Below are 12,140 nucleotides of genomic sequence, written 5' to 3' on the forward strand. Positions count from 1 at the left end.
TTAATCTTTTTACTCATACTAATCTTCATAAGTATGCCTGCTTTTTCCGAAGATGAGTTAGTTGTGGTTGTTAATAGTGATAACCCCGTTGAAAAAATGACGCGATCCCAAGTTATTGATCTTTTTATGGGAAAATACGTTGCTTTTCCTGATGGCAGTAAAGCCGTTGCCGTTGATTTAACGAGTGAACATGAAACTAAGAAGGTTTTTTATCAAAGATTATTAGGGCGCTCTTTAGCGAGTGTAAATGCGTATTGGTCAAGGATTCGATTTACGGGCCGAGCTAAACCTCCAATAGAACAAAATTCAAAAGAAAGTGTTCTAAATTATATAGTGAAAACAAAAGACGCTATTGGTTATATCCCGAAATCAATGTTGAATGAAAACCTTAAAGTGGTATATCAATTAAATGAATAAAAATGGCCTTGTCATCCGACTTGCAATCATTGTTATTTTTGCCGCATCTATAGTCGGTTTTTTAGCGACACAGGTTTTTTATCGTATAACCTATTTAAATGAATTATCGCTTAGTAAAGACAAAATAGGACAACTGCATGCTACTGTTTCTTCTACAGCATCAATTGCTACTTACCTCGAGGATGAGGAGTTAGTTATAGAAGTAGTTAATGGTTTAGTTTCTAATGATATTGTTGAAGGTGTAGAAATAAAAACCGAAACGTTAAACATTACTTCTAAGTTATACAATAAAACAACAGATACCGTTGAATTCCAATTGTTTTCCCCTTTTGAAGCAGAGCGTTCTGTTGGTTCCTTAGCCATTACTCCCGATTTACTGCAAATACAAAAGCGGGCTCAAGAGATAAGTTTTGATAACAGCTTGGCTATATACATTCAAGCTTCTATTGTAACAATAATTATTATCATGGTTGCTTATGTCGTCATCACTCAACCTATTTTAAGTATTGCAAAGCGGTTACATAAAATTGTGCCAGGAACGAGTGAGCGACTTGATATTCCAATGCAACATAGTAAAAGTGAAATAGGCTCGCTAGTTGTCGATATTAATTTATTACTGGATAAAACAGAGTCGCAATTAGAACAAGAACGCAACCTAAGAGATGAAGTTGAACGTCTGAGTAAACATTTTCGTACTTTGTTTGAAAAATCAACGTCATCAATAATTTTGATTGAGCCAAGAGGAAATATACTTCTTTATAATGAGGCGTTTGAATCTCTATTGAAGAGAATTAATCTTCCCCTTAAAAAGAGTTACGGCCCTTATTTAAAAGAGCTATTTATAGAACAACATCAGCTTAACAATGCGGTGGACATCGCATTTGGAAATGAAGAGATAGCTTCAGGTGAATTTGAGCTCATCAATAAAGCTACTGAAGAGGCAATTTGGGTGCAAGCGATAATAACCTCTTCAATCACAGAAGATTACAAAGAACATTACCAAATAACACTTCATGATATCTCTAAGCGTAAACTTCAATTAGACAAATTAGATAAAAAAGCTAGTACAGATCAATTAACACAGTTGTTAAACCGTCGAGGTGCTGAGCAACAAATTAAGTCATTGATTAAGACAAAAACACCATTTGCGTTAATATTATTAGATTTAAACAAATTTAAACCAATAAATGACATTCATGGCCACGAAGCAGGTGATGAAATACTGATTCACGTAGCTAGTCAATTAATAAAAGGCTTAAGGCATAGAGATATATTATCACGTTGGGGAGGTGACGAGTTTATTATCGTGTTACCTAATTTGCCTTTGGATGAACTAGAGGAAATGACAGTTAAAATAAAAGAGCATATAGAAACTCCTTTGTATCTATCCTCGAAAAACATTAGTTTAAGTGTTGGTGCCTCTATGGGCGGTGTGTTTTTTCCTGATGATCAAATCAACATTAAAGCCCTAATAGAAAGTGCAGACAAAGCGATGTATTGGTCTAAAGAAAAGCTCCAAACAGATCAGGCTAACTTTTTTAGCCTATATCAAGACTTGGTTAAGCATAAGGATAAAAACTAATGCTTATAAATGCTAATACGCGAGGCAATGAAAAATTAACTGCCATTAAGCAGTTGAAGTTATCGCTTATTTTTGCTTTGTTTGGTTTATCAATTTTACTCATAAGCGAACTATTATTATCTTCGTTTGATGAAGTAGAAATGGCATTAATAGCTAGTTTCTTCGTTATATTGTTTCTTTTTTATTGGTCAAATACGGATACTGTAAATATAGTCATAGGCGTTTTTTTATGGACTCTAGTTACGTTAGCGACTTATACCGCTTGGCAAAATAATGGTCTCTTTAGTACGTCGTTAGTAGCCTTTCCTTGTATTATATTATTAGCGTTAACGTTGGGATCAAAATCACTTTCGCTGCCTTTAATCTTTTACATGCAAGTTGTGTTGATTTTCTTCATATATGCGCATAATGTTCAATTGATTGAGTTAGTTGAACTCTCCAAACAAGATATACAAAGCAGAGGAGTAAATATTGCTATTCTTCTTTGTTTATTTTCAGTGATCACTTTTATTTTTATTCATCAAATAAAGTCCTCTTTTAGAAACCTTAATAAGCAATATAAAACGTTAAGAAGCCGATTGGATAAAACATCAAAATTAGTTAATTACGATACATTAACGAAATTACCGAATGAAAGAATTTGTAGAAAGGAAATACAAACTCAATTAAGTGATTTAGTGGCTTCAGGCAAAACATTATCTTTCATGACCCTTGATTTGCATAATTTAAGAAGTATTAATAATTCATTTGGTCATGACGTAGGTGATGAGTTATTAGTGCAGTTTTCTGAGCGATTACTTTCGCTTAAAAAAGGAAGTGAATATGTTTACTGTTTTCAAGGTGTTGAGTTTATCTTGTTAAAGTTATCAAGCAGTCACGAAGAAATTGATGCTTTCAAAGAACAAATATTTCAAGCCGCCAGCTTACCTTTTTACATTCATGATTACGAAATAGAGTTATTTATTTCTATCGGTATTTCAATCGCGCCATTTGATGGCGAGAATTTAGAGGTATTACGTAAAAAATCTCATTTAGCGCTACACCAAGTGGGCAGCAAGAATATAAACGCATTTTATTATTATGATGAAAATATGACCTCGACAGAGGAGAGTAAATATCAACTTATTCAATCCTTGAAGCTAGCGATAGCTAATAATGAATTGGAACTCTACTATCAACCTAAAGTGAATTTAATCACTGATCAAATAACAGGCGCTGAAGCATTAATTCGCTGGAACTGCCCTAAGCGTGGAATGGTTCCTCCAGATGTGTTTATTCCTATTGCTGAAGAGTCAGGAATCATTGTTGATATTAGCAAATGGATAATAAATGAAGCCTGTAAAGCTTGCAAACAATGGCACTCTCAAGGCTTGAAGCATTTGAATGTGGCAATAAACTTGTCTCCTGTTGATTTTAGGAAAGGAAATTTGCCTCAAATTGTAACCAAGGCATTATATACAAGTGATATTTCACCGCATTATCTAGAATTAGAGATTACTGAATCAATGATTATTGATGATGTATCCCAAATTCAAAATCAAATTAATCAGTTACATGCTAAGGGGATTACTTTTGCTATTGATGACTTTGGCTCAGGCTATTCTAATTTAGGCTATTTAAGTAAATTTAATGTGACCACATTAAAAATAGACCAGTCACTTGTCAGAAATATTCATCGCTCAGATCACGATTTACTTATCGTCAAAGCAATTATAAATATGAGTAGAAGTTTAGGTATTAATAATGTTGCAGAAGGTGTGGAGGATAAAGCAGCCGCTAATTTGTTAAATGAACAAAAATGTGAATACGGACAAGGGTATTATTGGTCTAAACCATTGAAAAATTCAGACTTCATTAATCTTGTGAAAGAGCAATTAGAAGAGTAATAAAACATCAACTAAAACTCTATAACCACTATTGCAAACACATCGAAGGAAGCAAGTTACAATTACTAGTTATGAAGGTGCTTTATCGTCGAGGTCTTATGAGAGATTTGTTACTGAACAATCGAATAAATTTTTAATTTCCTCATAGTTTAAATTTAGAAAAGCGAAAAAGCCGCTCACTGAAGCGGTTTTTTGTTGGTAATTGTAATGTAATAAGACAAGAGTGTTTTTTGCTTAAATTCATATTGATACTTTTGTTGCAATAATGGTGTTTAGTTAATTCAGAGATAAATTTACTAATAAGTTAGCTATTTCATACAGTTTTCTATGCATTAATAATGAATATTTACCGAAATAATGTGATTTAGTTTATTTAAAAGTTTATGTTTAATATAGCTTACAGCGATTTAATATAGTCAAACAGGCTTGAAATGCAGATATACAATGCAATACACTACGCGCCATAGATAGCCTCTATATTGAATATTTCTTATATTAATATAGCCCAATTAGCTCCTTAGGAAGTAACTATGACAGATTTTCGTCAACAAGCACTTGATTACCATGCTCAACCAACACCAGGAAAAATATGTGTTTCATTAACCACTGCAGCAGAAACCAGTGAAGACTTATCTCTGGCTTATAGCCCAGGTGTCGCAGAGCCATGTCGAGAGATTGCAAATAATCCTGACGATGTCTACAAATATACCGCTAAGGGTAATACCGTGGCGGTAATTAGTAATGGTACGGCAATCTTAGGTTTAGGTAATTTAGGACCTATGGCTTCAAAGCCGGTAATGGAGGGTAAGGCTTTATTATTCAAACGTTTCGCAAATATCGACTCTTTTGATATAGAAGTAAAACACAAAACGGTTGAAGACTTTGTCAATACAGTGGCCAATATCGCTGATAGTTTTGGTGGGATTAACCTTGAAGATATAAAAGCCCCCGAGTGTTTTGCCATTGAAAAAGCGCTCATTGAACGTTGTAAAATTCCTGTATTTCACGATGATCAACATGGTACTGCTATTGTTACAGCCGCCGGCCTAATGAATGCATTAGATATTCAAGGCAAAGACATTAAACAAGCCAATATTGTTTGTTTAGGTGCTGGTGCTGCTGCGATTGCTTGTATGGAATTATTGATTAAATGTGGCGCCCAACGTGAAAAAATCTATATGCTTGACTCTAAAGGTATAGTTCACACACGTCGTGATGATCTAAATGAATATAAGAAACTTTTTGCAAATAATACCGATAAGCGCACTTTAGATGATGCAATAGCAGATGCTGATGTTTTTATTGGTGTTTCAGGGCCAAACCTACTTTCAGCAGAACAAGTAAAATCTATGGCTGAAAAACCAGTTATTTTTGCCTGCTCAAACCCTGATCCCGAAATTAAACCTGAATTGGCATTGTCAGTTCGTGACGATGTTATTATGGCTACTGGTCGTTCTGACTACCCTAACCAAGTAAATAACGTGTTATGTTTTCCATTTATCTTTAGAGGCGCATTAGATGTTAGAGCGCGTACTATTAATGATGAAATGAAAGTAGCAGCAGTGCATGCAATTCGTACTCTTGCTAAAGAAGAAGTACCTAGTGAGGTACTAGTGGCGAGTGGTGATGAGCGTTTAAGCTTTGGCAAAGAATATATTATTCCTAAACCAATGGACCCACGTTTATGTTCGGTAGTTGCAAAAGCTGTTGCGCAAGCTGCTATTGATTCAGGTGTTGCCGCATTGCCTATGCCAGAAAATTATATGCAAAGTTAGTGTTTCAATCAGGTTAATTTGCACTACAAGCAAGGTCGTGATATTAATTTATTACGACCTTTTTTGTCCATGATGCTTAAGTGATATAGATAAAGGAGCATATAACACGCAAGGAAACTACGGCGACTTAGCCAATGAGGAACTCAATGATAAATACTATTTTCAATAAAATGACCATTTCGATGCTTGTTTGCGTGCTGTTTATAAGCAGCTCATGTGCTCATCAGAGAGCTGAACAGATGAAAGACAAAGTACAATGGCAACAAGTAAAAGTGGTTTATTTGGATTTTGAAGGTGGGTTTTATGGCTTAGTCACTGAGAGCGGGGATAAGTTATTACCTTTGAATTTAGCTAAAGAGTATCGAGTACCGAATACTCTGTTAAAAATAAAAGGTCAACCTGCTAAAGATATGGTAACGATCAAACAATGGGGCACTCTTTATCAGTTATCAGCAGTGGAATTGATTAAATTAGGCAGTAAGCAACATTCAGGTAAAAGTTATTAGTTGCATCTATAAGCATACGATTTACTGGCATAGTAATGGCTGTTTGAATTGCGTCAGTACGATTTGCTCACCAACAAACTGTATTTGATATAAGTCCTGGTAATCTTGCTCACTTAGTGGGGTAACTTTTTGTTTTGATAAAAGCTCTACAAGTCGAGGGGTTGTATTACTATGGCCCACCACTAATGTATTTTGTTTTCGCTGTTGTAACTGTAACGAAAACTGCTCTAAATATTTGGGGTGGTAATTCTGAATCGCAACATGTTGCTGAACAGCTAACGGTGTGGCTGTTTGTCTAGTACGTTGATAACTAGTACTGTAAATTTGATTAATATCCGCATGTGAGAGTATTTCGGCTAACTGCTTTGCGCGAGCTTTGCCGCATGCTGTTAAGCCAGGGTCGTCCACAGTTTTTTGTTTTTCAGCATGTCTAACTAAATAAATACTGTAACTATTTAAAGCAAAAGCATTACTCGTAAAAGTAATGCTTAATAGTATTCCTATAAGGCTAGCTTTATTCATAGTTATAACTACCTATGTAATACAATATCGTAATCTAAAATAACCTATTCAAACCATTTAACGCGGCAACCCTAAATGCTTCTGCCATTGTAGGGTAATTAAAAGTAGTGTTAATAAAGTATTCAATAGTATTGCCACCATTGGTTTGCTGCATAATTGCTTGACCAATGTGAATAATTTCTGCGGCATTTTCCCCAAAGCAGTGAATACCTAAAATTTCTTTACTTTCTCTGTGGAAAAGAATTTTTAATGAACCTACCATACTATTAGCAATTTGTGCTCTTGCTAAGTGCTTAAATTGTGCTCTACCTACTTCGTAAGGAATTTTAGCTTCTGTTAATTCTTGTTCAGTTTTCCCTACGGAGCTGATTTCTGGAATGGTATATATGCCAGTAGGAATATCAGCAATTAACTTAGCGCTACTCTTATGATCAATCATGGCCGAAGCGGCAAGTCGCCCTTGATCGTAAGCTGCACTCGCTAAACTTGGGTAGCCAATAACATCACCAACAGCATAAATATTATCTACTTGTGTCTGGTAGTGATTATTGACCTTAAGTTGACCACGGCCATCAGCTTCTAACCCAGCGTTGGCTAGATTCAAATCAGCAGTATTACCTGTACGACCATTAGCAAAAAGCAAACAATCGGCACGCATTTTTTTCCCTGACTCTAAATGTACAGTAACAGCTTCCTCACTGGTCTCAACACGCTCAATTTGTTCGCCATGTCTAATCACAACGCCATTATTCCATAAGTGATAGCTTAAAGAATCAGACACTTCGTCATCAAGAAATGATAACAGTCGATCACGGGTGTTAATCAAGTCTACTTTGACACCTAAGCCTCTAAAAATACAGGCATATTCACTACCGATAACACCAGCACCATAAATAATAATTGAACGTGGCTCATGGACGAGAGAGAGTATAGTATCTGAGTCGTAAACTCGTGGATGATTAAAATTAATATCGTCTGGGCGGTATGGGCGTGAACCAGTTGCAATCACAATTTTTTTCGCGGTAAGTTTCTCAATAGAGCCATCATTTTTAAGAATTTGAACTGTATTGGCATCAATAAAAGAGGCTTCTCCTGTGATTAGTTCAACGCGATTTCTATCATAAAATCCACTACGTAATTGAACCTGTTTACGTATAACTGAAGAAGCATGACTGAGAATATCTGAACAAGTTAGGTGTTTGGCTTTGTCATGACCGCGAAATAGCGGATTGGAATTATATTCAATTAAGCGGCTTACACTTTGGCGTAATGCCTTTGAAGGTATTGTGCCCCAGTGAGTACAGCCACCACCAACATCTTTATAGCGTTCGATAATGGCTATCTTTTGATCTTTCTTGGCAAGTTCCATCGAGGCACCCTCACCACCAGGGCCAGTGCCTAAAATAATGACATCAAAGTCGAAGGTTTCTGTGTTTTGTTTTTTAGGTTTGCTCAAAGGTATCGCCTCAAATATCTACTAATGGAAAAATTTTAGCAGGATTTGAGGAGAATGGTAATATAACTTATCATATTTCATTGATTTTTAGGCAAGTTTTTCAGTTAACAATTGCCAGCTTTTACGTTGTTCAACAAGTTTTGTCTTTAGATCTTGGTATTGAAGCATCAATTCAGACTTTTCTACATCAGCCATTACTTGCTGCTTCTTTTCTAGCAATAAGGTTTTACGTATTTGATAATAGTCATTTAGCTTATTGATTAGTAAGTCATATTCTTGCTGTAATTGTTGTAATGCTTGCTCAGCATTAGGTAAAGAAATGGCTTTATCTTTGCTGCGTTTTAACACCATAGCAAGGCGCATTTTTTCAATCTTATCTTCTGGACTGGTACGTAACTTTGAAGTTAAGCCAAGCCATTGGCAGCTTTTGATTAACCATTTAGTAGGGTCAAATTGCCACCAGCGAATACCATTTCGATAATCATTCTCAAAAATATGGTGATAATTATGGTAACCCTCGCCAAAAGTTAGAAAAGCGAGAAAGCCATTATCCCGCGCTGTATTCTTGTCTGTATAGGTTTGCTTGCCCCAAATGTGTGCCACAGAATTGATAAAAAAGGTGGTATGGTGGCTCATAACTAAACGGAAGAAGCCTACCAATAAAAGGCTGTTTATTAGATCGCCATGCCATAAACCAAAAGCGATAGGTACACCAAAATTCATTATGATACATAACAGTAAGTAATGCTTATGTTGCCACATTACGATGGCATCTTTTTGTAAATCTCTGACATTTTTGTAGTCATGGTATCTGTGTGCTTGATATTCACGACACATCCAGCCGATATGAGAATACCAAAACCCCATTTTAGCTGAATAAGGATCAACATCATTATTGTCAACGTGCTTGTGATGAATTCGATGATCAGATGACCAGTGTAAAATACTATTTTGTAGAGCGAATGCTCCGCCTAAAGCGAAAATTAAACGTAAGCTCCAATGGGCTTGGTATGTTTTATGAGACCATAAGCGGTGATATCCAGCGGTAATCGACATGCCACAAAAAATAAAACATATTAAAGCAAATAATATTTCACTACTATCGAAACCTGTCGTTATTGCGCGATAAGGTACGCCAATCATAGCCACTAAAAAGGTGCCTATAAAAACAATAACGTTGAGCCACAAAATTGGAGGTTTTTTCATTTTAGATCTCTGAGTTTAATGAGTCAGCACATTTAAGCTTACACGTGTACACTAATTGTATAGTTTAGCTAGAACATCTGACCAGTCAAGAAAATTCAATAATATTTTTCTTGTTATCAATGTCCTCCCTGACATTAATCAGCAATTACAGTATGATATGTTGAGTTGTTTAAAATAGGTCAAAACTCATGAGTGGTGTTAGAGCGCAACAAAAAGAAAAAACTCGCCGACTATTAATTGATGCGGCATTAAATCAATTAAGCGCTGAGCGTAGCTTTTCTAGTTTAAGCCTTCGGGAAGTAGCCAAAGAAGCTGGCTTAGCACCAACGTCGTTTTACCGTCACTTTACCGATATGGATGAGTTAGGTTTAACCTTAGTGGATGAAGCAGGCTTAACCTTAAGACAATTGATGCGTCAAGCAAGGCAGCGTATTGCTAAGGGTGGTTCAGTTATTCAAATCTCTGTAGAAACCTTTATGGAATTCATTGAAAGTAACGGTAATATTTTTCGTTTATTATTACGTGAACGTTCAGGTACATCTGCAGCATTTAGATCGGCAGTTATACGAGAAATTCGCTATTTTACCATGGAGCTTTGTGATTATTTATTACAAGCGAATAATTTAGATGCAGAAGTGGCCTATATGCAAGCTAATGCAGCAGTCACTATTGTCTTTAGTGCTGGCTCTGATGCATTAGATATAGATAATAAAAATGAGCGTAACCAATTAGCTAAGCGAACAATTCAACAATTACGTTTTATAGCTCGTGGTGCTGCAGAACTTAGCGAACGACGTAAAGCGGCGAAAAACTCTAATCAAAAGTAGTGCTATAGCTAATCAATTTTATTTACGCGTAAGTATCACGCCTGTTTCAATATGGTCGGTATAAGGAAATTGATCAAACAAGGCAAATTTTTCAATAGTGTGCGTTTTGCTTAACTCGGTTAAATTATCTTTAAGCGTATGTGGGTTACATGAGATATAGATAATTTTATTAAAGCGACTGACTAAAGCGACACTATCCATATCTAAACCAGCCCTAGGTGGATCAACCAAAACAGTATCATAGTTGTAGCTGGTTAAATCAAAACCTTCTAAACGGCGAAACTGTCGCTCACCATTCATCGCTTGGCTAAACTCTTCACTCGACATTCGAACTATATCAATATTAGTAATATGATTAGCTGCAATATTAACTTGTGCTGACTTAACGGAAGTTTTAGAAATTTCTGTGCCTAATACGCGATCGAAGTTTTCAGCTAGTGCAATACTGAAATTGCCATTGCCACAATAAAGTTCAATTAAATCCCCTTGGGCATTGAGCGTTGCTTGTTGCGCCCAAAGTAGCATCTGTTGGTTAACACCACCATTTGGCTGGGTGAAACTATTTTCAACTTGTTGGTAAACAAACTGCTTATTTCCTACCTTCAATGACTCCATCACATAGTCTTTATTGACAATAACCTTTTGCTTCTTGGCTCTGCCAATTATATCTACAGGCGCAATAGCACTTAGCTGTTCTTTCAGCAAAAGGGCTGCCGTTTCCCAGTTTTCTTCCAAAGGTTTGTGATACAACAAACTTATTAGTAATTCACCGCTTAAGGTCGATAAAAAATCAACTTGAAAAAGCTTGTAGCGAAGAATAGGTTTATCTTTAATCGCCTCTAATAAGGAGGTCATTGCTTGGTTTATAAGCTTGCTTGCAACGGGGAATGTATCCACTCGAAATTTTTTCTTAGTGGCGCTATCAAACATAATATAATAAAGGTCATCTTCTTGATGCCAAACCCTAAACTCAGCTCTTAAGCGATAGTTCAATTTAGCAGAAGGGAATACCTCGGCGGCAGGCATGTTAAAACAAGAAAATAATTCCGTCATATCTTGTTCTTTTGTCGATAATTGATCGTCGTAGTTATCGGGGTGAATATGACTAAACATGACTAAACCTTGAATGTTATGAAACGTAAAGAGCGCGAATTTTACCTTTGCGAATGCGCTTGTCTAGGTTTATTTTATTCTTTATAAAATCGAAGACATAAAAAAACCTATTATCGTATCTCTACTATAATAGGTTTAGAAAATAATTAAGAAGAAATTTAGCTGTTTTCGTTACCGGTTCTTTCTGGACGCTCTTTTGCTTCTCTCACTTTTAACGTGCGTTGCTGAAATTCACTATCATTTAATGCATCGATGGTTTTGTTAACATCGTTTGCAGCCATTTCAACAAAACCAAAACCACGTCGTTTTCCGGTATGTTTATCTTTCATTAAGCGAACTGATTGCACATGACCGTATTCAGAAAATAACTCTTTGACTGCCGCTTCATTGGCTCTGTAGGGTAAGTTGCCCACATAGAGTGTTTTAACATCACTATTAGCGCTTTTAGAAGGAGTGTCTTCTTGATTTGTATTGCTAGAATTTCCCGTTAATGAGCTGACAATTGCACTAATAAAAACAAAAGCAGCAACAATGACTGGTGAAGCAGTTATGCTACTAAAAACAAAAAAAGCAATAACAGCAAAAATTGCTGCTATAACAATCGTAGAGGTGTTCGGAGACTTCATAATGGATACCTAATTATTATTTTAATATTTATTTATAAGAACAAAATGTAAAAACAAGCTTTACAATTCTATGTTACCCACCTTTTATCATTGTGCAACAATAAGTGTAAAAAACATGCAATTTAAACATTTATAACGCTTTATTGTTGGATATAGCAACATTTAGTTCAATTAATATTCGAACAAATAAAAGTTATAAAATAAAGCTTGATCCTTTGACAAAG

General features: G+C 35.7%; 11 protein-coding genes. 6 read left to right on the plus strand and 5 right to left on the minus strand.

Features of this window, described 5'->3' with window-relative positions:
* Positions 1-33: 33 nt before the first annotated feature.
* The 5 genes from AC27GZ_RS15900 to AC27GZ_RS15920 all read left to right on the plus strand — a co-directional run bounded on the left by AC27GZ_RS15900 (position 34) and on the right by AC27GZ_RS15920 (position 6,166).
* Positions 34-417 carry a type 2 periplasmic-binding domain-containing protein gene (locus AC27GZ_RS15900; protein ID WP_487096349.1) on the plus strand — a complete coding sequence of 128 codons (384 nt, stop codon included), beginning with the start codon at positions 34-36 and terminating at the stop codon, positions 415-417.
* A complete protein-coding gene (locus tag AC27GZ_RS15905; RefSeq protein ID WP_487096350.1) occupies positions 410-1,999 on the plus strand; it encodes a GGDEF domain-containing protein in 1,590 nt (529 codons plus the stop codon). Before AC27GZ_RS15900 ends, AC27GZ_RS15905 begins: the two co-directional genes overlap by 8 nt.
* Complete coding sequence (locus AC27GZ_RS15910; protein ID WP_487096351.1) at positions 1,999-3,885, plus strand: putative bifunctional diguanylate cyclase/phosphodiesterase; 1,887 nt, start codon at positions 1,999-2,001, stop codon at positions 3,883-3,885. The genes AC27GZ_RS15905 and AC27GZ_RS15910 overlap by 1 nt, the downstream gene beginning before the upstream one ends.
* Positions 3,886-4,415: 530 nt before the next feature.
* Entirely contained in the window at positions 4,416-5,660 is a 1,245-nt protein-coding gene (locus tag AC27GZ_RS15915) for a malic enzyme-like NAD(P)-binding protein (RefSeq protein WP_487096352.1), read from the plus strand.
* Between the two features lie 239 nt (positions 5,661-5,899).
* Positions 5,900-6,166 (plus strand): hypothetical protein, encoded by a 267-nt coding sequence (locus AC27GZ_RS15920; RefSeq protein ID WP_487096353.1) that lies wholly within the window; start codon positions 5,900-5,902, stop codon positions 6,164-6,166.
* A gap of 21 nt (positions 6,167-6,187) precedes the next feature.
* On the opposite strand, the gene AC27GZ_RS15925 is transcribed toward AC27GZ_RS15920, so the two are convergent.
* The 3 genes from AC27GZ_RS15925 to AC27GZ_RS15935 all read right to left on the minus strand — a co-directional run bounded on the left by AC27GZ_RS15925 (position 6,188) and on the right by AC27GZ_RS15935 (position 9,350).
* Positions 6,188-6,688: a SixA phosphatase family protein gene (locus tag AC27GZ_RS15925; RefSeq protein WP_487096354.1), complete on the minus strand. Its 501-nt coding sequence runs from the start codon at positions 6,686-6,688 to the stop codon at positions 6,188-6,190.
* A 34-nt stretch (positions 6,689-6,722) separates the two neighbouring features.
* Positions 6,723-8,144 (minus strand): Si-specific NAD(P)(+) transhydrogenase, encoded by a 1,422-nt coding sequence (sthA, locus tag AC27GZ_RS15930; RefSeq protein ID WP_487096355.1) that lies wholly within the window; start codon positions 8,142-8,144, stop codon positions 6,723-6,725.
* A gap of 87 nt (positions 8,145-8,231) precedes the next feature.
* A complete protein-coding gene (locus AC27GZ_RS15935; RefSeq protein ID WP_487096356.1) occupies positions 8,232-9,350 on the minus strand; it encodes an acyl-CoA desaturase in 1,119 nt (372 codons plus the stop codon).
* Between the two features lie 188 nt (positions 9,351-9,538).
* On the opposite strand from AC27GZ_RS15935, the gene fabR reads away from it, so the two are divergent.
* Positions 9,539-10,177: an HTH-type transcriptional repressor FabR gene (gene fabR / locus AC27GZ_RS15940; RefSeq protein ID WP_487096357.1), complete on the plus strand. Its 639-nt coding sequence runs from the start codon at positions 9,539-9,541 to the stop codon at positions 10,175-10,177.
* Positions 10,178-10,195: 18 nt separating this feature from the next.
* Here fabR and trmA read toward each other — a convergent pair whose 3' ends face one another.
* Together trmA and AC27GZ_RS15950 are read right to left on the minus strand one after the other, a co-directional pair.
* Positions 10,196-11,290: a tRNA (uridine(54)-C5)-methyltransferase TrmA gene (gene trmA, locus AC27GZ_RS15945; RefSeq protein ID WP_487096358.1), complete on the minus strand. Its 1,095-nt coding sequence runs from the start codon at positions 11,288-11,290 to the stop codon at positions 10,196-10,198.
* A 158-nt stretch (positions 11,291-11,448) separates the two neighbouring features.
* Complete coding sequence (locus tag AC27GZ_RS15950; RefSeq protein WP_487096359.1) at positions 11,449-11,916, minus strand: RNA recognition motif domain-containing protein; 468 nt, start codon at positions 11,914-11,916, stop codon at positions 11,449-11,451.
* Between the last annotated feature and the right edge of the window lie 224 nt (positions 11,917-12,140).

Source organism: Colwellia sp. SU-HH00943 (assembly GCF_057546125.1).

Coding starts and splice junctions, on each gene's coding strand:
- AC27GZ_RS15910 (WP_487096351.1), top strand. CDS start 1,999: ATGCTTATAAATGCTAATACGCGAGGCAATGAAAAATTAACTGCCATT.
- AC27GZ_RS15905 (WP_487096350.1), top strand. CDS start 410: ATGAATAAAAATGGCCTTGTCATCCGACTTGCAATCATTGTTATTTTT.
- AC27GZ_RS15950 (WP_487096359.1), bottom strand. CDS start 11,916: ATGAAGTCTCCGAACACCTCTACGATTGTTATAGCAGCAATTTTTGCT.
- AC27GZ_RS15920 (WP_487096353.1), top strand. CDS start 5,900: ATGAAAGACAAAGTACAATGGCAACAAGTAAAAGTGGTTTATTTGGAT.
- AC27GZ_RS15925 (WP_487096354.1), bottom strand. CDS start 6,688: ATGAATAAAGCTAGCCTTATAGGAATACTATTAAGCATTACTTTTACG.
- AC27GZ_RS15935 (WP_487096356.1), bottom strand. CDS start 9,350: ATGAAAAAACCTCCAATTTTGTGGCTCAACGTTATTGTTTTTATAGGC.
- fabR (WP_487096357.1), top strand. CDS start 9,539: ATGAGTGGTGTTAGAGCGCAACAAAAAGAAAAAACTCGCCGACTATTA.
- trmA (WP_487096358.1), bottom strand. CDS start 11,290: ATGTTTAGTCATATTCACCCCGATAACTACGACGATCAATTATCGACA.
- AC27GZ_RS15915 (WP_487096352.1), top strand. CDS start 4,416: ATGACAGATTTTCGTCAACAAGCACTTGATTACCATGCTCAACCAACA.
- AC27GZ_RS15900 (WP_487096349.1), top strand. CDS start 34: ATGCCTGCTTTTTCCGAAGATGAGTTAGTTGTGGTTGTTAATAGTGAT.